General features: G+C 39.2%; 19 protein-coding genes. 6 read left to right on the forward strand and 13 right to left on the reverse strand.

All coding sequences use genetic code 11. From position 1 onward, the window contains the following. Window positions 1-71: 71 nt before the first annotated feature. The 4 genes from ACQ334_RS02735 to ACQ334_RS02750 all read left to right on the forward strand — a co-directional run bounded on the left by ACQ334_RS02735 (window position 72) and on the right by ACQ334_RS02750 (window position 4143). A complete protein-coding gene (locus ACQ334_RS02735) occupies window positions 72-383 on the forward strand; it encodes a Dabb family protein (protein ID WP_430986628.1) in 312 nt (103 codons plus the stop codon). A gap of 13 nt (window positions 384-396) precedes the next feature. Next, complete coding sequence (locus ACQ334_RS02740) at window positions 397-1773, forward strand: methyltransferase RsmF C-terminal domain-like protein (RefSeq protein WP_430986629.1); 1377 nt, start codon at window positions 397-399, stop codon at window positions 1771-1773. A 124-nt stretch (window positions 1774-1897) separates the two neighbouring features. Beyond that, window positions 1898-2941: a DPBB and LysM peptidoglycan-binding domain-containing protein gene (locus tag ACQ334_RS02745; protein WP_430986630.1), complete on the forward strand. Its 1044-nt coding sequence runs from the start codon at window positions 1898-1900 to the stop codon at window positions 2939-2941. A gap of 5 nt (window positions 2942-2946) precedes the next feature. Beyond that, the gene (locus tag ACQ334_RS02750; RefSeq protein ID WP_430986631.1) at window positions 2947-4143 is read left to right on the forward strand and encodes a C1 family peptidase; all 1197 of its coding nucleotides are present in this window, start codon (window positions 2947-2949) and stop codon (window positions 4141-4143) included. 82 nt (window positions 4144-4225) lie between these two features. Here ACQ334_RS02750 and ACQ334_RS02755 read toward each other — a convergent pair whose 3' ends face one another. Next, window positions 4226-5284, reverse strand: a complete 1059-nt coding sequence (locus tag ACQ334_RS02755; protein ID WP_430986632.1) for a methionyl-tRNA formyltransferase — start codon at window positions 5282-5284, stop codon at window positions 4226-4228. A gap of 197 nt (window positions 5285-5481) precedes the next feature. Here ACQ334_RS02755 and ACQ334_RS02760 point away from each other — a divergent pair, with 197 nt between their 5' ends. After that, window positions 5482-8919, forward strand: a complete 3438-nt coding sequence (locus tag ACQ334_RS02760) for a DUF2126 domain-containing protein (protein WP_430986633.1) — start codon at window positions 5482-5484, stop codon at window positions 8917-8919. A gap of 31 nt (window positions 8920-8950) precedes the next feature. On the opposite strand, the gene ACQ334_RS02765 is transcribed toward ACQ334_RS02760, so the two are convergent. The 5 genes from ACQ334_RS02765 to ACQ334_RS02785 all read right to left on the reverse strand — a co-directional run bounded on the left by ACQ334_RS02765 (window position 8951) and on the right by ACQ334_RS02785 (window position 14956). Further along, window positions 8951-9172, reverse strand: a complete 222-nt coding sequence (locus ACQ334_RS02765) for a hypothetical protein (RefSeq protein WP_430986634.1) — start codon at window positions 9170-9172, stop codon at window positions 8951-8953. A 295-nt stretch (window positions 9173-9467) separates the two neighbouring features. Next, on the reverse strand, window positions 9468-10337 hold the full coding sequence (locus ACQ334_RS02770) for a transglutaminase family protein (RefSeq protein WP_430986635.1): 870 nt from the start codon (window positions 10335-10337) through the stop codon (window positions 9468-9470). A gap of 5 nt (window positions 10338-10342) precedes the next feature. Then, window positions 10343-12922: a circularly permuted type 2 ATP-grasp protein gene (locus ACQ334_RS02775; RefSeq protein WP_430986636.1), complete on the reverse strand. Its 2580-nt coding sequence runs from the start codon at window positions 12920-12922 to the stop codon at window positions 10343-10345. Window positions 12923-13097: 175 nt separating this feature from the next. Next, complete coding sequence (locus ACQ334_RS02780) at window positions 13098-14141, reverse strand: hypothetical protein (RefSeq protein WP_430986637.1); 1044 nt, start codon at window positions 14139-14141, stop codon at window positions 13098-13100. Between the two features lie 8 nt (window positions 14142-14149). Beyond that, entirely contained in the window at window positions 14150-14956 is an 807-nt protein-coding gene (locus ACQ334_RS02785) for a M48 family metallopeptidase (protein WP_430986638.1), read from the reverse strand. Window positions 14957-15073: 117 nt separating this feature from the next. Here ACQ334_RS02785 and ACQ334_RS02790 point away from each other — a divergent pair, with 117 nt between their 5' ends. After that, window positions 15074-15520, forward strand: coding sequence for a hypothetical protein (locus ACQ334_RS02790; protein WP_430986639.1), 447 nt, complete (start codon window positions 15074-15076; stop codon window positions 15518-15520). A gap of 8 nt (window positions 15521-15528) precedes the next feature. Here the strand turns inward: ACQ334_RS02790 and ACQ334_RS02795 are convergent, their stop codons facing one another. The 7 genes from ACQ334_RS02795 to ACQ334_RS02825 form a co-directional block, all read right to left on the reverse strand. After that, a complete protein-coding gene (locus tag ACQ334_RS02795) occupies window positions 15529-15924 on the reverse strand; it encodes an SET domain-containing protein-lysine N-methyltransferase (RefSeq protein WP_430986640.1) in 396 nt (131 codons plus the stop codon). Next, window positions 15921-16346, reverse strand: a complete 426-nt coding sequence (locus ACQ334_RS02800; RefSeq protein ID WP_430986641.1) for an SET domain-containing protein-lysine N-methyltransferase — start codon at window positions 16344-16346, stop codon at window positions 15921-15923. Before ACQ334_RS02800 ends, ACQ334_RS02795 begins: the two co-directional genes overlap by 4 nt. Then, complete coding sequence (locus ACQ334_RS02805) at window positions 16346-16609, reverse strand: hypothetical protein (protein ID WP_430986642.1); 264 nt, start codon at window positions 16607-16609, stop codon at window positions 16346-16348. The genes ACQ334_RS02800 and ACQ334_RS02805 overlap by 1 nt, the downstream gene beginning before the upstream one ends. Before the next feature lie 32 nt (window positions 16610-16641). After that, window positions 16642-17154 (reverse strand): type VI secretion system tube protein Hcp, encoded by a 513-nt coding sequence (locus ACQ334_RS02810; RefSeq protein ID WP_430986643.1) that lies wholly within the window; start codon window positions 17152-17154, stop codon window positions 16642-16644. A 25-nt stretch (window positions 17155-17179) separates the two neighbouring features. Then, window positions 17180-18661: a hypothetical protein gene (locus ACQ334_RS02815; RefSeq protein ID WP_430986644.1), complete on the reverse strand. Its 1482-nt coding sequence runs from the start codon at window positions 18659-18661 to the stop codon at window positions 17180-17182. 72 nt (window positions 18662-18733) lie between these two features. Beyond that, window positions 18734-20584 carry a hypothetical protein gene (locus ACQ334_RS02820; protein WP_430986645.1) on the reverse strand — a complete coding sequence of 617 codons (1851 nt, stop codon included), beginning with the start codon at window positions 20582-20584 and terminating at the stop codon, window positions 18734-18736. Window positions 20585-20592: 8 nt separating this feature from the next. After that, complete coding sequence (locus tag ACQ334_RS02825; RefSeq protein ID WP_430986646.1) at window positions 20593-21612, reverse strand: hypothetical protein; 1020 nt, start codon at window positions 21610-21612, stop codon at window positions 20593-20595. Between the last annotated feature and the right edge of the window lie 43 nt (window positions 21613-21655).

Genomic DNA, 21655 nt, shown 5'->3' on the forward strand with positions numbered 1-21655 from the left:
TCTTAGCACAAAAAATAAATATTAACCGCATGGGGTTAACTTTGTTACTTAAACTTAAAACAATTATCATAATGCAAAACGTTTTTATACACCATGTTTTTTTCTGGTTAAAAGAACCGTCTAACGATTTACACCTGCAACAATTAATTGAAGGCCTGCAGAAATTGTCGGCAGTAACTACTATCAAATCTTTTCATATTGGTAAACCTGCTGCTACCAGCAGGGGCGTTATTGATACAACTTATTCCATCAGCTGGTTAAATACTTTTGAAACTGCAGCCGACCAGGACAGCTACCAGGTAGATCCTGTACACTTAAACTTTGTAAAAGAGTGTTCGCATCTTTGGGAAAAAGTGGTGGTGTATGATAGTATTGCTGTATAATAAAAAATGACTGTTGAATTTACCGGAATCATTATTACAATCCCTGCAACAGGTAAAAGGCTTTGACGAAGAAGCTTTTAAAAAAGTTCACTTGTCTGGTGAGCAGATCACTTCTGTGCGGTTGAACCCGGCAAAAACATTTAACCTTCAAGCTTTAACTTTCCAGCTTCAGCAAGAGCCTGTGCCCTGGAGCAACTATGGGTTTTATCTTTCTGAAAGACCTTCTTTTACGGCTGATCCTTTATTTCATGCGGGTGCTTACTATGTGCAGGAAGCCAGCAGTATGTTTTTACAACAGGCTTTACAACAAACGGTTGATTGTTTGCAATCTGTAAAAGTGCTGGATTGCTGTGCTGCTCCGGGTGGAAAATCTACTTTAATTCAATCGCTGATTACTGCAGATAGTTTATTGATAAGTAACGAAGTAATAAAGACAAGAGTAAATATTTTAAGTGAAAATATTACCAAGTGGGGTGCTGCAAATGTAATTGTAACCAATAACGACCCTAAAGATTTTCAGCGCCTGGAAAATTACTTTGATGTAATTGTAGTAGATGCGCCTTGCAGCGGCAGTGGACTATTTAGAAAAGATAATGCAGCGATAGAAGAATGGAGTATCAATAACGTGGCACTCTGTAGTCAGCGCCAGCAAAGAATTCTAGCTGATGTGATAGCTTCGCTGAAAGAAAATGGGATACTGATTTATTCTACCTGTTCTTACTCAACTGCAGAGGATGAAACTATTTGTGATTGGCTGATTGAAGAACTGGATGTGGAAACTGTAGCATTAAAATTGTTGGCTGAATGGAATATTGTGGAAACTATTTCTGAAAAAAAGCAAGCTTACGGTTACAGGTTTTATCCCGACCAATTAAAAGGCGAAGGTTTTTTTATTGCAGCATTTAAAAAAAACGGCGCAGCTTCTTTTACTCAGCATGTAATAAAAGAAAGAAATGCGGCGGAGAAAATTTCTAAAAATGAAATTGAAATTGTAAAACCCTGGTTGAAAAATGCGGATGATTTTTTCTTTATAAAACAAAATGATGAGATCATTGCCATGCCACTTCATTTGCAGGAGGAGTTCAATTTTATCCAGTCGTCTTTATACATAAAAAAAGCCGGCGTAAGAATGGGAACGGTCATCCGTAATGAATTAATTCCACACCACGAACTGGCACTGAGCACTATTTTAAAAGACGATATCCCGTATTGCGAAGTTGATCTTGAAAATGCGCTGCAATACCTGCGTAAACAGGATGTAAAGATGGAGACCTCCATAAAAGGCTGGGCATTAATAAAATACCAGCAAATGCCTTTAGGCTGGATAAAAGCCTTGCCCAACCGCATTAATAATTATTATCCCAAAGAGTGGCGGATACTCAACAAATAATGCACTATACTTTTACCGGCAGAAGACTTACAGCTTTATTGTGCGCTGCATCCGGTTGTTAACAAGTAAATGGCTCTGTAAACCAACTAATTTTTGCATATTTGCAAACATAATGCGTTAGAAAATGAAGAAATTATTTTGTCTCTTGCTTTTAGTACCCTTTTTTGCCATTGCACAAAAAGTGATCACCCATACCGTAGGGCCAAAAGAAAGCTTAAGTAGTATTGGCCGCTTATACAATATTAATGGCCGGGAACTGGCAAATTACAATAAGATAGATTATGATAAGGGGCTAACAATCGGGCAGGTATTAAAAATTCCTGTAAAGCCTGGTGCTGCAACTACTGCGCCACCACCTGTTGTAATTAAAGAAACCCCACCGGTAAAGGCGAAAGATGTTCCGGTAACAAAACCGGTTGGTGTTGCAAAAGAAAATGGTATTGGCAAACCTATTTATCACACGGTTACAAAAAAAGAAACTTTATATCATATCAGTACCTTGTACAATAAAGTACCTATTGCCGATATAAAAAAATGGAATAACCTTACCAGTGATGCTGTAAGTGAAGGAGCCCAGCTGATAGTAGGTTATACCAAAGAAACGGGAGCAGCTGTGTCACCAAAAGAAACGGTAAAAACAGCACCATCAAAAACTAATGATGATGAGGCTAAGAAAGCAGCACAACAAGCTGCAGATAAAATGAAAGAAGCTGCTGATGCTGCAGCAGCAAAAGCTAAACAACAGGACGCTAAAAAAGAAGAAACAAAAACGGAAGACGTAAAGCCTGTAAAAACTATTGAGCAGGTAAAAACTCCCGAGATTGCCGTTAAAGCAGCTGATTTTAAGGGCGGCATTTTTAAATCAGTTTTTGATGACCAGGCAAAAGGTAAACAATTAATAAACGAAAATGGCACCGGAGGCATTTTCAAAAGTACCAGTGGCTGGGAAGATGGAAAATATTATTGTCTTCATAATAATGCAGCGCCGGGCACCATTCTAAAAATAACCAATACCGCCAATGGTAAGGTAGTATATGCTAAAGTATTAGACCTGATTACTGATATTAAGCAGAACAATGGCCTCATACTAAGGTTAAGTAATGCTGCTGCAGATGCTTTAGGTGTGGCGGATAATAAACTGGATTGTACAATCAATTATTCAAAATAAATTTTATGAAGAAAGTGTTTTTGTTTGCAGTAAGTACTGCAATGTTTATGGTGGGCATGGCACAAAATGATGTTCAAAATGCTGCACCACAGGCAGTAAAACCTAAGGCGGCTAATGAAAAGGATAATCCAAGAAACCCTGCCAACTATTTTACTGTGGACAAAAGCATTGCAGCTACCAGCGTAAAAGATCAGGCCATGACGGGTACTTGCTGGTGTTTTTCCACCACATCATTAGTGGAAAGCCAATGCCTGAAAAATAACTGGGGCGAATACGATCTGAGCGAAATGTATAGTGTAAGAAATATTTACATTGAAAAAGCAAAGAATTATATTTTAAGACAGGGGCATGCACAATTTGGCGAAGGTGGTTTAGGGCATGACCTGATAAGAGCCATTGCTACTTACGGTGCTGTACCTGAGTCGGTGTATAGTGGTTTAAAAGCAGGACAAACACAACATAATCATGTAAAGTTATCGGCCAACCTTAAAAAATATGTGGACAGTGTGATGGCAATACACCCATTACCGGAAAATTGGCTGACCGGTTACACCAATATACTGGATACCACGTTGGGTACACCTCCTGAAAAATTTACTTACAATGGTAAATCATATACACCGCAAACATTTGCTGAAGAAGCACTCCATTTTAATGCTAATGACTATGTTAATATTACTTCGTTTACCCATCACGGATATTACCAGCCCTTTATTTTAGAAGTGCCGGATAATTTCAGCAACGGGGCTTATTATAACGTGCCATTAGCAGATATGATACAACTGACCAAAGACGCTTTAAATAAAGGCTATTCGGTTTTGTGGGATGCGGATGTGAGTAACGACGGATTTCAGCAAAGGCTTGGCGCAGCAGTAAACCTTGGTGCAGCATCTGATGTAATGGTAAGTAAAATGAATGTACTTACAGGCGATGTGAAAGAAGCTAAATCAGATGCGGCAACCCGCCAGGCTTTATTTGAAAATCTTACCACACAGGATGATCACCTGATGCACATCACCGGTATTGAAAAAGCTAAGAATGGTAATACTTATTTCTTAGTAAAAAATTCCTGGGGAGATGTGGGGCCTGCTCATGGTTATATCAATGTATCTGAATCTTACTTTGCTATCAACACTATAAGTTTAGTAGTTCCTAAAGCCGCTTTAAGTAAAGCCTTGCTGGAAAAATTGAAATTGAAATAACATGTTTTAAAGGCGTCGGACGGCTTGAAGCCGTCATGACGCCTTTCGCATGATCTGACGCTCTCGTCTGATCATGCGAAAATTAAAATCTATACCCTCTTAAAAAATCTTCCGTAGTCATTTTTTTCTTTCCTTCCAGTTGTAATTCTTTTACTAAAATATAGCCATCAGCACAGGCAAATTTTAAAAATGTTTTTCCATCGGTCAGGTAGGCGTCAGACGGTTTTGAACCGTCATGATGCCTGCCTGGCTCTTTTTCACTTTTATATAGCTTCAATGTTTTACCCTCCAATGTTGTGAAAGCCCCGGGAAAAGGAGAGAGGCCGCGGATTAAATTGTGCACTTCTTCTACTGTTTTGCTGAAATCAATTTTGCAGGTCTCTGTAAAAATCTTGGGAGCATGTTTAAGAGAGTCGTGAGTGGTGAGAGGTGAGTCGTGAGTAGTTAAAGATGTGCTGTTCTCTCTCACGTCTGACGTCTCACGACTCACGACGGCAGATTGTGGAGTTTCTGTCAGCGTTCCTTCTGCTAATCCTTTCACTGTACTTACTAAAACCTGTGCGCCAATTTCTTTCATTGTGTCGTGCACATCGCCGGCAGTATCATTTTCTCCGATAGCAAAACTTTGCTGCAATAAAATATCACCGGTATCTATTTCATGTTTTAATTTAAAGGTGGTAACACCCGTTTCTTTTTCGCCATTAATAACAGCCCAGTTAATAGGTGCTGCGCCACGGTATTGCGGTAATAAACTGCCATGCAGATTTACAGAACCCATAGGCGGCATATTCCAAACCACTTCGGGCAACATTCTGAATGCCACAACAATCTGCAGGTCGGCTTTTAATGCTTTCAATTCTTCTAAAAATTCAGGATGCTTTAATTTTTCCGGTTGCAAAACTTTTAAATGATGCGCTACAGCATATTTTTTTACTGCACTTTGTTGCAGTTGCATGCCACGGCCGCCCGGCTTATCCGGCGCAGTAATTACCCCCACAATATTGTAGCCGGCATTTACTAATGCGTTTAAACTGGCCACCGCAAATTCCGGTGTACCCATAAACACAATACGCAATGGCGTAAGGCTGATATTAAAAGTGGTGGCTTTATTTTCTTTTTCTTTTAGTTTAACTTCAATCATTGCTGCGAAGGTAGCAAAGGGTTGCCAACCTTAGCAAACGGGGGTACAAATTTGTATAAACCGGCGAAGGCTGGCAACCTTGAATGCACGCTTAACTAAATCTGCGGGCAAAGCATAAATAAAATTTTTCTTTCCCCCGATTGAATGCTATATTTAAAAAACGATTGTATTGCTGATCAACATAAATAAAATTTATTATGGCAATACGGGTAGCAATCAGGCATAAAACAGTGTATAGTTACGACAGGCCAGTCGCAGTTTCTCCGCATATATTCAGGTTAAGGCCAGCCGCTCATTCCCGTACTGCCATCGAATCGTATTCGTTTAAGATTGAACCGAAGGAACATTTCATCAACTGGCAACAGGATCCTTTTGGTAATTACCAGGCCAGGGTGGTATTTCCTGAAAAAACAACACAACTTAAAATTGATGTGGAAGTAATTGCCAACCTGGTAAGCATTAATCCCTTTGATTTTTTTGTGGAAGAATATGCAGAAAATTTCCCTTTTAAATACGAAGGGCAATTGCCTAAAGAACTAGTGCCTTACCTGGAAATAAAAGAAAGCGGGCCAAGGCTGATGCAATGGTTAGAAGGAATTGATAAAAGTAAAAAGACCATCAATGATTTCCTGGTATACCTCAACCAGAAATTAAATAAAGATATCAACTACTCCATACGCATGGAAGTGGGTGTGCAAACCTGCGAAGAGACTTTAGAAAAAACATTAGGTTCCTGCAGGGATACGGCCTGGTTATTTGTACAGGTGTTACGCCATTTGGGATTAGCATCAAGATTTGTATCCGGTTATTTAGTACAACTTTCTGCCGATGAAAAATCATTAGACGGCCCATCAGGTCCTGAAAAAGATTTTACTGACCTGCATGCCTGGGTAGAAGTGTACATACCTGGTGCAGGATGGATCGGCCTGGATGCCACATCGGGTTTATTTGCCGGCGAAGGACATATACCACTGGCATGCACACCCGATTATGCAAGCGCTGCACCCGTTGTGGGTGCTACAGATAAATGCGAGGTAAGTTTTGAATTTGAAAATTCAGTAACCCGTATTTATGAAGACCCACGTGTTACCAAGCCCTATACCGAACAGCAATGGATAGAGATAAATGCTATAGGCGAACAGGTGGATAAAGATTTAGATGCCGGTGATGTACGCATGACCATGGGCGGGGAACCTACTTTTGTATCTATTGATGATATGGAATCGGCGCAATGGAATACTGCGGCCGATGGGAAAGAAAAACGTATTCTTTCTCATGATTTAATTTTCAGGTTGAGAGAAAAATTTGGCCCCGATGGTTTGATCCATTACGGACAGGGTAAATGGTATCCGGGAGAACCATTACCAAGATGGCAATATGGTTTGTTCTGGCGCAAAGATGGTTACCCCGTCTGGAAAGATGTATCGCTGATTGCTCACGAAAAAAATAATAAAAAATATACGCATAAAGAAGCCGGGCAATTTGCTACGGAACTGGCTAAATGCCTTGCGGTAAGCCCGGAAAATATCAGTGCCGCATACGAAGATGTATTTTATTTTTTATGGACAGAAGGGAAAAACCCGGTGAATGTAGATCCGTTGAAAGCTAATTTAAAAGATCCTTTTGAGCGGCGTACACTGGCACAATTGCTTAACCAGGGATTGGGCGACCCTGTAGGATATATTCTGCCACTGCAATGGAATTACTGGAACAGCCAGTGGCTGAGCTGCAAATGGGTTTTTAACCGGGAACATTTATTTTTAATTCCGGGTAATTCACCTATCGGGTTACGCTTACCGTTAGAATCACTGCCGGTGGTGGCAAAATCAAAAATGCCGCAACGGGTGGAGCGGAGTTTGTTTGAAGAGTTACCGGTACTGGAGCATTTTCATGAGACGATCACTACACGTTACGGATCAATAACTATTCACGAACAACCGCCACAACGTGTAATACCGCAGGTAAAAGAAAAAATACTCAACGAAGCAGAAAGAAAGAAACTGGAAAAAGAAAAAAAAGAAGAAGAGCCTGAACCGGAAATTGCTTTTGAAGTGGCTACGGTAAAAACTGCGTTGAGTGTGGAAGCAAGGGAAGGGAATATTTATGTGTTTCTGCCGCCAATGGATTACCTGGAACATTATTTAGACCTGGTGGCGTCAATAGAATCCACAGCAGCACATTTAAAAATGCAGGTGCGTATTGAAGGTTACGAACCGCCACGTGATAACCGCATGGAGCGTTTGGTGGTATCTCCCGATCCCGGTGTGATAGAAGTAAATATTCACCCGGCAAAAAACTGGAAAGAGCTTTTAGCCAATACAGAAACTTTATATGAGCAGGCAAGATTATCGAGATTAGGCACAGAAAAATTTATGCTGGATGGAAGGCATACCGGCACCGGTGGCGGTAATCATATCACCATTGGCGGAGCTAAACCTGCCGATAGCCCTTTGTTGCGAAGGCCCGATGTATTGCGGAGTTTAATTACTTTCTGGCAACACCACCCGGGTTTATCTTATTTATTCTCCGGTTCTTTTATCGGGCCAACCAGCCAGGCGCCACGTATCGACGAAGGTTTGGAAGACCGGTTGTATGAAATGGAAATTGCTTTTAGCCAGGTTCCTGAAAAAGGGTATATCCCTTTTTGGGTTACGGATAGAATCTTCAGGCATTTGCTTACCGATATTACAGGCAATACGCACCGCTCCGAATTTTGTATTGATAAATTATTTTCTCCCGATTCCTCTTCGGGACGCTTAGGTATTTTAGAATTCAGGGCTTTTGATATGCCGCCGCATAAGCAAATGAGTTTATTGCAGATGCTGCTCATACGGGCACTGATAGCCGCTTTCTGGAAAAAGCCGTACAAGCATAAATTAGTGCGTTGGGGTACTGGCCTGTATGATAAATATTTGTTGCCGCATTATGTAGAACAGGACCTGGGAGATGTGGTAGAATATTTAAATCAATCCGGCTATGCATTTGACATCAACTGGTTCAAACCCTTTTTCGAATTCCGTTTTCCACATTATGGTTCGGTGGTGGTTAAAGATATCAGTATGGAAATACGCATGGGTATCGAACCATGGCATGTACTGGGCGAAGAAATGAGCAGTACCGGTACCGCACGTTTTGTAGATTCTTCATTGGAAAGAGTGCAGGTAAAACTTAAAGGGCTTACCGAAGGCAGGTATATTTTACTCTGCGGCGGTATTCGTGTACCCCTTACAGGTACAGGCGTAAAAGGCGAATATGTGTGTGGTATCCGCTACCGGGCCTGGCAACCACCAAGTGCATTGCATCCTACTATTGGTGTGGATACGCCGCTTACTTTTGACATTGTGGATACCTGGAATGGCCGCTCCATTGGCGGTTGCACTTACTATGTATCACACCCGGGCGGCAGAAGTTATGATACTTTTCCTGTTAATAGTTTTGAAGCAGAGAGCCGCCGTGTAAGCCGCTTTGGTAATACCAGCCATACGCAGGAGCCTCGTTTTGTAAAAACACTGGTTGCCGTGGTGGAGCATTATGTAGAAAATAACCGTGGTAGTTTTGTATACGATGCCCCTGCACCGGAAATTAATAGTGAGTACCCTTGTACATTGGATCTGAGGTTGGGAAAAAGATTATAGGAGCAGCAGGCTCCTATAATCAAAATGAGGGTTACAATTTAAGCCTTGTTTTTACAGTCAGGTGCTGGTTAATAATAACAGCATCTGCATTTTTTGCAGGCATATTATTAATGGGCCAGATCTTTTCCTGGGCTAATTGAGGTTGCGACGTTTTCACGGGGATAATCTTTTTTGTGCTGTCTGCTTTTTTAGTTTGTGCAAATGCTGTACAACATATTACAGTAAATGCTACTGGTAAAATAAAATGCTTCATGTTAGGGTTAAGTGGTTTTCATAAAAAAAACGCAGACTGTTTAGTAATAGTATGTACTACAATAAATAAAAGTGTTGACATTAAAGATGCATTTTATACGATAGGAATTACAGGGTATTTTCAACAAGGTTATTAAAAAGAAATGTTATTTCAGAGGGAAAATAAAGTGTATCATAAATATTTTGCATAGAATTTTTTCTACAAAAAAATCACATTACAATGTAGAAAAATGCAATGTGATAAATTGAAAAATAATTTGCAGGAAGAAGTTGATGAAAATCTATGATAATAAATACTACATTCTCTTTACATCTACAGATACCCTCATCTCATGAGGGCTGCTGCTCATGATCACGCCTTTCAAGGGAACAATGTCAAAGTAATCACGGCCCCAGCCAACAGTGATGTATTGCTCATCGGGGATCTTATTATTAGTAGGGTCAAAATCCACCCAACCCATTTCGGGAATGAATACAGAGAACCAGGCATGTGAAGCATCTACACCGGTAAGTTTTTCTTTTCCTTCCGGTGCTAATGTTTCAATGTAGCCACTGATATATTTTGCAGGTAATCCCATAGCATGCAAACAGGAAATGCCTAAGTGTGCAAAATCCTGGCATACGCCTTTTCTTTCTTTCATCACAGTAGAAAGGGGAGTAGAGATAGTAGTAAAGCCGGGGGTAAATTTAAATTCTGTATAAATGCGTTGCATTAAATGATACACAGCTTTAAATAAAGATTGGCCGGGAGTAAAAGATTCTGCTGCATAATTACTGATGGCAGTTGTTGGCGCAGTCATGTCGGTTACAGCAATAAATTGTTTCTCATTAATATACTGCCCGGTAGAAGTTTGAAGCATATCTCTTACTGCTTCCCAACTGATAGTATTGACAGGCGCATTTACAGGTAAAGGTATTTTTTCTATTACAGAATTTACCGTAACAGAAAGGGTATCATGTTCCTGTTCTACCACAAAGTACACCGCCTTGTTCCCAAAAAAATCGGTGTGTTTGTCCAGCACTTCAGGTAATGGTGAAATAATAATATTACTGCTCCTGCATACTTGTGTGGCTGTATCTCTCGGACTTAACATGGCTATGTTGTGGCAAAGGCTTACCTGCTCGTGGTACAAATAAGTAGTGGTATGTGTTACAGAATACAGCAATGGTTTTATAATAAGTTAGTGGTAAATAATTGTTTTTGTGTTTGACTATGACTGAAATAAGTTTTAGATACCAGCATAGAAGTGCTGATAAGCAGATCATATAATTTATCTAAAAACTCATGCAATATTTTATATTCTTTACTGCTGCTATCATATTGCGCTAAAGTAATACCATCCACTAATTTTAACATGGTATCTGCTTCCAGTATCAATCTTTCCTGTTCGCTCAGCGTGGTATCGTTTCCTGTTTGCGGAAGATCTGAAACATACCATTTTATTTTACTCACTAAATAGGCCAGCGATTTAGGATAATTCATATCCAGCATCAGTAGTTCCAAAACTAATGGCAGTTGCAAATGATCACGGTAAGTATACCGGTAAGTAATTAAACTCTGCGTGGCAATCATCACCGATTCCAACAAGTCATATTCAGTTTGTTCGTTTTGTTTTTGAAAAAAACTGTTTTTTAAAAGCGTGATGATGTATAAAGATTGTTCCAGTTTACGGCCAAGATCTAAAATATTCCAGCCCTGTTCTCTTCTTACACTTTCACGGTTCATGCCTAAAAAGGCAAACATGGATGTATTTAATTTATCGATGGTAGTGATCATTCTTAAATGATCGGCATTGTGTTTTTGCCTGGCTTTATCCCAATCTTCTTCCATCTGGCGCAGTACACGCCAGGTATCCAGTGCCCAGAAATTTCTTACACTGTATACGGAATTTTTTAATAGCGAAATATTATGGCTAAGGCTGCCATTTCTTTTTTCATTGTATAAAATATCCGTTAGTTCTTTCCAGGGAGTATCATAGTTAGCATTTCTTGTTTCGGTATCTTCTTCATTAAAAAATCCCGGGAAGGTATAAGTGCAACCGGTTAATATCTGCAGCAACAATGTTTCTGTAATTTCATTTTCTTTACTCAATGGACGATTATTTTTTAACATCCATTGCATTGCGGTACGTTGCAGCCTTGCATTATAAATTACTCTTTCGGTATAACGGCCCACCCAAAAAAGATTTTCAGCAGTATGGCTTGGTAAGGACCGCTTTTGCGGAGCATATACGGCAGCATCGGTTTTTAATTGTAATAAAACCGGTTGTTGCTCATCTTCATTAGCAGCAATTACCCAGGTATCTTTACTGATGCCCCCCAGCTGATTGGAAATTAAAAAATTATCTTCTGCTGCACTTGTACGGGTTAAGCCGCCGGGCATGGCAATATAGCTGTTGTTATGACTAACCAAAAAACTTCTGAATAAAGAATGACAGGGTTTTATTTTGCCTTCCACCCAGGAAGGCGTGGAAGAAAAATTTATTTTTTCCTGGCCGGTGTATAAATGTGGTTGAGCTTTAATTTGTGCGATGAGTTCTTTTGTTTTTTCTGCAGTAAGCGAAGCACCATCAATAGTGGCACGGGTACCGGCTTCGTGCCGGAAAATTCTTTTTATCACTAAAGATTGAATATTGTCAATCACATACTGCATTTCTTTTGGTTGTCCGCACCACCAGGTAGCAATAGAAGGCATGATCAGTTCTGTATTCCAGAAATGTTTTGCAATAGCTGGTAAAAATGGTACCAGCCCTGCATTTTCTACAATGCTGCTGCCAAGAGGGTTGGCAATGGCAACATTGCCTTTTCTTACAGCCTGCAATAAACCGGGTACACCTAATAAGGAATTGCTTTTTAATTCTAAAGGATCACAATAACTATCATCTAAACGACGTAGTATCACATCAATTTTTTCTAACCCTTCAATGGTTTTAAGCCAAACAAAATTATCTTTTACAATCAGGTCATTTCCTTGCACTAATGTAAGGCCCAGGTATGCAGCCAGGTAGGAGTGTTCAAAATAAGTTTCATTATCAGGCCCCGGCGTAAGGATAACAATTCTGGGATTGTCATTGTTGTGTGGTGCAATGGCCATCAATGCTTTTTGTAAAGCATCAAAATAAGGTGATAATCTTTTTACAGATAAGTTGTTGAAAAATTCCGGCAACACCGTACTCATGGCATGGCGGTTTTCCAGCGCATATCCGCTACCGGAAGGCGCCTGGGTTCTGTCGCCTATTACCCAGATGCGTCCATCGCTGCCACGGGCCATATCGGCAGCATATAAAATTAAATGTTGTGTACCGGGCAATGGAATATTAACACAAGCCCTTAAGAAACCGGGGTGCAGGTAAATTAATTCCTGTGGAATAATACCTTCTTTAATCAGTGTTTGCGCACCGTAAATATCTTTTAATATCAGGTCGAATAATTCAGCTCTTTGTATCAATCCTGCGTTAATGGTCTCCCAGTCTTTTGCAGGAATGATCTGCGGAATGGGATCCAGTTCCCAGGGACGGCTTTGCCCGGAAGGGTCGTTGTAAATATTATAGGCTACGCCATTTTCTTTTAACAGGCGCAGGATATCATTATTACGCTCTTCTATTTCTGCAGTGCCGGTTTGAACAAGTGATGAAAAAAATGTTTTCCAGTCTGGCAAAATCGTCTTGTCTTCAGCAAGAATTTCATTGTACACACCAATATCGGTAATATAGTTTTGTAGTAACGAATTAATTTGTGTGTGATCGGGCATATAGTTTTGGTGCTGCTTGATAGCCTAAAAATACAAAATAAATCAGGAATGGGATTTTTGACTGTACGCTGAGGACAGTTACAACGAAATAACAATGGGTTAGATTTTTTCAGAGGCATATCAATACCCTTACAGTACAAGTTGTAATTTAAGGGTATTGATAAAAAGATATTCATTATGGGCCTGGTTTGATATTTTTAAATATCTCACCGTTTAGCGATAATCCATTGGATAAAAAATGACTGATGTTATACCCCATAAAACCAGCCCAGTAAGGAGTTAACAGCCTGAATTTATTTTTTTCTACCCCGGCATTAGAAGCATAGTCTGTAAGTATAGTGGATAAAACAATGGAAGCTTTTGCATGCTCGTCGGGTAAATTATCTGCAAATACAAATTTTTTAGGTTGCCTGCCATCAAATTTAAATGCAATAATGGAGCTGGAGGTAAGAAAAGAGGCATCTTGTGTAACCAGGTATTTTTTCATCACCATATTGTTTTGAATATTGTAGCTTTTTAAACCAGCCCAATCCAGCTCAGGTACTTCAAGCATCAATCGCCTTATCCAATCTATAGATGCTCTTTCTGCCGTTTCCACCGCTTCTTTATTATATAACCTTGCACTATTGTCTTTATGTAATGAATCGTGTGACACATGGCCTTTAAAGGGTTTTGCATAAATGCCTGTAAACAGATTCATTTTTTTTCTTGTGCTATCAGGTACATCAAACCATATCGGCACAGGAGTAATTTTTTTAGCCATATAGGTATTTACCCAGTTAGAATGCGAATAAAAGTCCTGGATGATATGTAAGCTGGCGCCTAAAATATTAAAGACTACAATTTGCCTGAACCCTGGTTCAACTGTAGAGGCAGCAGAAAATTTTCTCAATGCAGCTTTGGTATTATCAAATATCAGTTGCCAGTTTTTTTCAAGATCTGCAGTAGAATATATGGCATCAAAATGAAGAAAGTCATAAGAATGATCGCTGCGAAAAAGGTCTTTATTTATTTTTATTTTATCCAGTTCGTCATTACCCATATTAAGTACGGCCATAAAATCGGTAAAGTAATTCGATACCTGTGTTGCCAATCTTGCATCCGGAGAAAAACCATTTGCTACCATGGCTTTCCTCGTGCATTCTGCATGCCACCAGGTATCAAATGCCATTGCCTGTAATGTGCAGCAACAACTTAGTAACAGTAATAATTTTTTCATAACAAAGTTTAAGGTTTAAGGTATTGTGTTTTTATTTCAGGAATTAAGGCAGATAATTTTTTTATTCTTGTTTCATCCGAAGGATGTGTAGATAAAAACTGTGGTAACTTATTCCCTTTGTTTTGTGCGGCCATTCTTTGCCAGAAAGGAATGGCTTCTTCAGGATTATAACCCGCCATGCTCATAAAAATTAATCCGAGTTTATCAGCTTCACTTTCCTGCATGCGGCTGTTAGGTAAAGCAATGGCAAGATTGGAGCCGATCATATACAAACCAAGAAAAAGTAATTGCGTCTCTTGCTTTTTTTCTTTTAACGCTTCTTCTAAAACTAATCCGCCGAAATTAATGAGTAATCCTTCACTCATGCGTTCGTTACCATGACGTGCAATGGCATGTGCAATTTCGTGTCCCATCACCACTGCCAGTGCAGTTTCATTTTGTGTAACCGGTAACAAACCGGTATACACTACCACTTTGCCGCCCGGCATGCACCAGGCATTAATGGTTTCTTCATTGATGGTATTGTATTCCCATTTAAAACTTTTTATTTCTTTACTCATATTGTTTTGAAGCATGTAGGCCTCTACTGCTTTCTGAATTCTTGAGCCAACCCTTGTTACCATTTGTGCCCTTGTATCATATTGCGAAAGGGTGTTGCTGATCTTAACAACAGAGTCGTACTGCGAAAATGCCATTGCCTGTATCATGGCATTGGGTACCAGGTTCAATTGTTTGCGGCCGGTTACAGGTACAGTTTTGCAGGCGTATAACATACATGATGTAAAAAAAACAGCTGCCCAAAGAAAGCGTTGCATGAATTATAATTTAGAAGATAAAAGTATTCTTTACAAATAGCCATTGCAATCCTGTAAAAAGGGGAGTTTATAAATCCAGGCAGATGGTATATTTATGCAGTAATTAATAATATAGAAATGAAATGTTTATTACTCCTTTCGTTTGTATCGATAAGCATAAAAACAATTGCACAGCAAAACCCGGGTATAATAAAAGATACTTTGCCTGCAAAAATGGTTATTAAGAACAATGTGCTTACTAAAAAAGCTGCTGCAATATTATCTGTTGAGGCTACAATTGAAAATGAATTGAATAAAATAGTTGCGGCTTATACTAATCAACCCAACACAGCAGCAACATGGATACAGGTTAAACAGGCAGCAGATAATTTGTTGTATCAATATTTTAAAACAGAGAAATTAATGGGTACAAAAAGAGAACAGGCCTACTATATTAAGATGGGAACAGAGACGATGACTGCAACAGATATAGCTAATCATAAAATGATATTGATTGCAGGAATAGCTACAATAAAACCAGCAGAATTTATAATGATACGCATTGAAAAAACCTGTACACAATGAAAATAGAATTAACGATAGGGAATATTTCTTGACTCAAACCATTCTTTAAATTCCTGCCCTTGTTCTCCTGCATAATTAATGCAGATCTCTTTGCCGGCAGGGATATCTTCCAGGGCAAAGAATGTGATCTGTTTAGTTTCCCTGTCTAAAACATATGCAGCATTGGAATTAACCGCATGATTGTATAATGAGCCAAAGCCTAAGGCTAAAGCTAGTGTACTTTCTTCTTTATTAAAATTAAAAAAATAATCAACCAGTTGCGACGCTACCAGGGTATCATAATCTTTTGCCGGTAATGCAAGCACAGGACACACTTCAATTACTTCATCTCTGTTAATCGGCCGGTTGCAAAAAACGCCACGCCCTTTGTTTTTTACTTTTTGTATGAATAATTCTTTTTTCATACCGTTGATTCTTCAGGTGGAAAATAAACCGGTGTGGTATCATCGGGGCTGCCGTTATAGTTTAATGTGATCTCATCGCCTGCATGAATTGTTTTGCAGGCTTTAATTATTATTGCCGCACCTTGCAATGAAATGCTGTATACAGCATTGGCATTGTATGCATGATTGTACAAAGAACTATAACCAAGCCCCAGTGCCACAGGTGTTTTTTCATCAGCTACTACAAAATAATAACTGAAAAGGGTAGTGCCCTGCAAAAAATCTCTTTCTGCTTTTTCTAATAATATAACCGGTGCAGTTTCAATAACAGCACCGGGTTTAAAATACTTACAGGCAAACACACCTCTGCCATGCAAGGGGCTTTGTTGTACAGCAATACCCTGCGGCTGACGGATTTTATTTTTTGTAAACCAATGCAGCATCAGCCTTTATGTGGTTTGCTTACAGCAGGGCTTTCTTTCATTTGCACCGGTGCGGTCTTTTTAATGTGGTCGAATTTTATAGCTTTATCTGTTGCTTTATTAGTTGTGCCGATCTTAATTGATTTTAATGAATCAGTTGCAGCTATTGGTTTTAGCAATACCGGCTTTACAGTTTCTTTTTTTATTGCTGTAGTATCCTGCGCTTTTACTTTTACGCCAGCAAAAACCAACAGTGAGCTAAAGAGCCCTAATACTTTTTTCATGTTAAAAATTTTAAAGTAAAAAATTATATTGATTAAAAATTTGTCCATTCAGCATTGATGATGGCATCCCATCCGAATTTACGGGATACTGTTGATGAGCCGGTTTTCGAAATGGAATAATACGTCCATCCGATGCGGTTGGCCTGTAGCGAAATGGTGGTATTGGTTATGCCGTTACACCCCATGGCCTCTGTGCATGCTATTACTTTTACCTGTTCCAGTTTGATGGTGTAGGAAATGGCTGGTGCACCCAAACCATTTGGAGCCATTGCAACCACATCTCCCGAAGGAAGTAACTGTCCCGTAGCCATTGCTTTTTTTAAATCTGCAGAAGCACCACTAACCGCCATGGTAAAATTAAATTGCGTATTGTTTTTTCCTGCAGCACTGGTTGAGGTAGCTTGTATTTGTCTTTCAAATCCCTTTACTACCGATTCGCCTTTGATTATCTGACCGGTGGCATCAGTAAGTTTAATATAGATGTTTGTGTTTTGTGCAGTTGACAATAACGGGGAGAGCATCAGTAATAAAATAATTGTACGCATGAGTATTGTTTTTTTTGTTGATGATTTATTTAGCAAGTCCATATTGAGTATAAATACCTGATCCGGGATAATTGGCATCTAAGAGATTTAAAATTCTGGCGCCTTTTATGCATGACCAATACACATGACAGGTTTTGTCTTTGTTTTCAATCTTTGAAAAATGTATCTGCCAGCTGCCAGGTATGGTAAAATTGCCGGATGATTTTACCTGGTTAAATTTTGCACTGCCCACCATACCATTTACAACTAATAGTTTCCAGTTGTAAGTATTGCCCGGGCCAAAAACAAATTCTTCATTCGACTGGTTCATGTTCATACCGGCATATTCACCGGTATATACATTGTACATCTGTTGTATTCCGGTAAAATCACTTGTCCATTTTCCTGCAAAGTCTGCGGCATCTATAGCAAATTTATTATAGCCTACCATGTTTGCCAGAGGCCTCAACAGATCTGATTCGCTATCCCATTGTATAGTTTCGGGATCAAATTTATATTGCTGAATAAAGCTGTTTTTGTCGGGAGAAATAAACTCAAGCCAGCCGCTTTTACCCTGCCGGAAGAAAACAATAAACACTTCTTTTCCCGTTGCGTTTTCAGTAGCCGTGCCCATTCCCAGGTAAGGCCTGTCAAAAGTAGTGATAGTAGCAGTCTTATAATTTTTAAGGTTGCTGTAGCGTGGGGCTACTAAAATATTCCATGCTGCTGTAGTTAATGGTTCAGGATCGGCAGGAAAAATAGTTCCTGCCCTGGGGTAATGCAACAACACTTTAATACTTCCCTTTGTCACTGCTACCCAATCGGCCTGTTCTGTTGCGGTCCAGCCATCATCAAAGTTGGTGGTGTTAAATTTATATCCTGAACTTATTGCAGGTGTTATATTATTTTCTGTTGTTTGATTTTGCACCTGTACTTGTTGCTCCTGTGGTGCATTGATAGTTTGTTGTTGTGCTATGGTATTATTTTGTTGTACATCATTTTGCACTTGTGGTGGTGCAATAATTCCTGCAGGAGCCTGGTTGCTTTCTCCAAAAAAAATATTGATTTCTTTTTTTGCAATTAAAAAATAAGCTAAAATATTTTTATCATTTTGTTGCAACCAGTAATATTCCTTATCGCCTGTTGCAGCTAAAGTCCAGCCGGCTTGCTGTACGGCCAATGCAAAAGAGTCGATATTATAACCATTATTTGTTGCCGGTGGTAAGGAAAGTACTTCAGTATTTTTTAAAACAACACCATTTTTTTTACCTTCCATTTCCAATAGCATTTGTGCACTGATTACGCTTAATGTACGTTTATCCTGTTTGCTGCCTTCTGGTAATGCAATGCCTGTAAGTGGCGAATTTTTTACAGGTGCTAGTTTTTGGGCGATGGTATTCTGCAAAACAAAAATCAACAGCAATAACAGGCTGATCTTTTTAAGTGTATCCCGGCATTGGCGGCTGATATTTTTGCCACCATAATGTTGTGGCGTTTTTGTAAATGATGACGTATCAACTGCTTCCATAATTGAATAAATTACAGGTCAAATATATCTCCTGTTTACAGTTATTGTTATCCTATAAAAAGGGGATTTTACTTACAGCCTTGCAATTTTTATATTGGTAATGAAGTATTTCTCCGATGCTGCGTTGCTGTTAAGGTGTGCAAATTGCAGCCAGTTGAATGAAGTACCTGCGGGCATAGCTTTCGGTACTGCCGTGATTAATTTACTATCAATAAAATACTCCAGTGTTTCGCCTTGTTTTTTAATACTCACTTTTATTTGGTTAATGTCGGTGTTATTAGAAAAACCGGGAGCATCATAATATACTTTTGTGCCGGCGAAATAACCTGTTCCAAAATTTCCCTGCAGTGATGTTTCCCCGGCACGGCCATCAAACCCTGGTTTCAGACGGAGCAATATCCGCTGGCCATTTTCTTTATAACTACCCTCGGTTCCCAGGTACATTTCAAATGCTTTAGCACCCCATGTAAAATCTTTGGGTACAGCTATATCAAAACTCAATTCAAAATTTTGTGGCAATGGTTTTTTTAGATTGTTGGGAATTAAACCGCTATGCCCTTTTACTTCCAGCCATTTTTTATTTTGTAAGGATACTACTTTACTGTAACTGCCCTGCTGATTAGTGGATGAAAACCAGCCAGCAGGTTTTTGATCGATACTATTGCCTGAAAAATCTTCAAAGAAATGTATATGGTTATCCTGTGCTGCATTTTTTGCAACATTGGATTTTTCTGCAGCCACTACAGCTTCACTTGAATATGGCGAATGCAATGGTTTGTATAATTGCCCTTTTATTTTTTCCGGGGCGTAAAAGAAATCATACAAATATTGAAAATTGAAATTGTTGATGATAGATTCGTGCATATGGCGTGTACGTTCGTCACTCAGCTGCCAGTTCCAGGTAACCCTTATCCACAATGGTTTATCCTGTTTTGATTGTTCAATAATGCCCGGGGCAAATTTGTAAACGGGGAACACTTTACCTGCAATTGTTTTTTCTTCAATTTGTGCACGGGTAAAAATGTCGTAACCATTTACAAAATCTATATAATCAAATTTAAAAGGGATGTATGCCCATTCGTTTAAACGGTTTGTATACTTTTCTTTATGCTTGCTTAGCGTTACTACTGCTTTCTGGTAATTTGCATTTTCGTATTGTGTAAAGTAGTCGATGCTTTTTTGATTGTCTTTATTTTTTTCTTTGATGTCTTTTAATTTGGCCGCATGAGATTCCTCTATCATTTTTCCCGCTTTTGTTATCAGCTCTCCAACGCTTACTTGTATAAAAGGAAGTTTATTGTCTTTGCACAATAAAACTGCTTCCACAAAACCTGCATTCCTGTCGTAGCGTGATGCGGTACTGTGTGTAGTATTGTACCGGGCAAACTGCGGCAGCGTTTTTATATTATACCGGTCAACAATTTCTTTAGGTACATTCTCGTCAAAGGGATTAATTTCTTCCATAAAAAAATAATAATCACCATCAGTGCATAAATTTTCCATCGCAATCCCTGGTACTTCATTAGCGGTAATGCCCCACGGAATTTCGGTTTCCTGTATCGGCGTGGGCTTACCATTTTTCATTTCTAAGGTCCAGGTATATGATGTAGCGCCGTATCCCTGTGGCGAAAACTGCTGGTGTTTATTATACAAACCAATTGCAGGCATGATCACTTTTCTTACATCGCCAATGGTGCCCTTAGGAAGATAGCTGGCTTGCATCCAGTTGGCAAATGAATCGCAGATGGAAAGTTGTGCAATGCTGAAAGTACGGTTACCTAATGTACGTGGAACTTTAGCGCCTTTGAAATTGTAAATTTTCATCCAGCCAAAACTGCTATCTGCAATAATCTGATTGGTAGTTTTTTGAGCTGCCGTAATGCAGGAAAATAATAACAGTATTATGGTTGATCTTATTTTCATTTTACTGTTTACTTAGCATCAGGCAATGCAATTTTTACATTATTAGATGAGAGCGGATTATAAAGCCAGGAATTATTGAAAACGGTATTGCCACTAAATGGGCCATCTCTGTTTGTGGCTTTATCTGCCTGCAACACCAGTGCCCATATTTGTGTGCCGGAAAAATAATGTTTGGTAAACTGGTAAGTCATTTTTTCTAATGGTTGGTTTTGGGAGTTCATGAGTTTACCCCATTTATCTGCACCGTCTTTTTTACTCCAACCTTCCAGTACACTTTTTTTAGGTGTAACAGTTATGGTATTTCCACTAACCTGGTAAGTACCGGTTTCTTTGCCCAGTATAATTTTTTCCATCAACGGATCAAAAGCTTTACTTACAAAACTATACGTACCATTGCTGTTAAAAGTATATTGCCTGCTGATGTAATTCATCACACCATTCTTTACCCTGAAACTGGATTGGTCACTTGCAGTGGCCTTCCAGTCGCCGATGATGGATTTATTGTCGCTTACATCAGTTTGCGTTTGTGCGGTAGAGGTAGTATCAGGTTTTTTTAAATCAAGCGAAGCTAATAAGTCTTCAATATCTTTTATGTAACACTGGTTGCTGGTGGTAGAAACAATGCTGACACAACGGTTGTATCCACTCATAGTAGTAAGCAATACCATAGCATTGCTGTTATTGAATATAAATTTGCCGGCTCCTGCTTTTATTTTCCAGCCTTCCGCTTCCTGTACTTCATTTCCCTGCGGCGCATCAGTAACTTTATAACTTTTAACTACCAGTTCCTGCCATTCACTTTCAAAATCTTTTTCAATATCGCCTTTGCTGGTAGTACTTTTTACAATCGATATCTGGCACCAGCCATTGGTTTTCTTATCTGTAATGGTAAAACTGGTAAAATTTTCTTTTACTTCTTTTTTCCATCCTTTGGGCGGTGTGTAACTAACTATATCAAAACTTGCCTTTTGAGCAAACGATATTAATGCAAGCGCACAGGCAATATTTATGAGGATGATCTTTTTCATGATTTTGATTTACTATATCAAAACTATTCTTATCAGGCGGCGG

The sequence above is a fragment of the Ferruginibacter sp. SUN106 genome (assembly GCF_050611765.1).
GTDB lineage: Bacteria > Bacteroidota > Bacteroidia > Chitinophagales > Chitinophagaceae > Ferruginibacter.

Bases quoted from the DNA above. Each gene is read 5' to 3' on its own strand.
- ACQ334_RS02735 (WP_430986628.1), top strand. From the start codon at position 72: ATGCAAAACGTTTTTATACACCATGTTTTTTTCTGGTTAAAAGAACCG.
- ACQ334_RS02745 (WP_430986630.1), top strand. From the start codon at position 1,898: ATGAAGAAATTATTTTGTCTCTTGCTTTTAGTACCCTTTTTTGCCATT.
- ACQ334_RS02750 (WP_430986631.1), top strand. From the start codon at position 2,947: ATGAAGAAAGTGTTTTTGTTTGCAGTAAGTACTGCAATGTTTATGGTG.
- ACQ334_RS02755 (WP_430986632.1), bottom strand. From the start codon at position 5,284: ATGATTGAAGTTAAACTAAAAGAAAAAGAAAATAAAGCCACCACTTTT.
- ACQ334_RS02760 (WP_430986633.1), top strand. From the start codon at position 5,482: ATGGCAATACGGGTAGCAATCAGGCATAAAACAGTGTATAGTTACGAC.
- ACQ334_RS02765 (WP_430986634.1), bottom strand. From the start codon at position 9,172: ATGAAGCATTTTATTTTACCAGTAGCATTTACTGTAATATGTTGTACA.
- ACQ334_RS02775 (WP_430986636.1), bottom strand. From the start codon at position 12,922: ATGCCCGATCACACACAAATTAATTCGTTACTACAAAACTATATTACC.
- ACQ334_RS02780 (WP_430986637.1), bottom strand. From the start codon at position 14,141: ATGAAAAAATTATTACTGTTACTAAGTTGTTGCTGCACATTACAGGCA.
- ACQ334_RS02785 (WP_430986638.1), bottom strand. From the start codon at position 14,956: ATGCAACGCTTTCTTTGGGCAGCTGTTTTTTTTACATCATGTATGTTA.
- ACQ334_RS02790 (WP_430986639.1), top strand. From the start codon at position 15,074: ATGAAATGTTTATTACTCCTTTCGTTTGTATCGATAAGCATAAAAACA.
- ACQ334_RS02795 (WP_430986640.1), bottom strand. From the start codon at position 15,924: ATGAAAAAAGAATTATTCATACAAAAAGTAAAAAACAAAGGGCGTGGC.
- ACQ334_RS02800 (WP_430986641.1), bottom strand. From the start codon at position 16,346: ATGCTGCATTGGTTTACAAAAAATAAAATCCGTCAGCCGCAGGGTATT.
- ACQ334_RS02805 (WP_430986642.1), bottom strand. From the start codon at position 16,609: ATGAAAAAAGTATTAGGGCTCTTTAGCTCACTGTTGGTTTTTGCTGGC.
- ACQ334_RS02810 (WP_430986643.1), bottom strand. From the start codon at position 17,154: ATGCGTACAATTATTTTATTACTGATGCTCTCCCCGTTATTGTCAACT.
- ACQ334_RS02815 (WP_430986644.1), bottom strand. From the start codon at position 18,661: ATGGAAGCAGTTGATACGTCATCATTTACAAAAACGCCACAACATTAT.
- ACQ334_RS02820 (WP_430986645.1), bottom strand. From the start codon at position 20,584: ATGAAAATAAGATCAACCATAATACTGTTATTATTTTCCTGCATTACG.
- ACQ334_RS02825 (WP_430986646.1), bottom strand. From the start codon at position 21,612: ATGAAAAAGATCATCCTCATAAATATTGCCTGTGCGCTTGCATTAATA.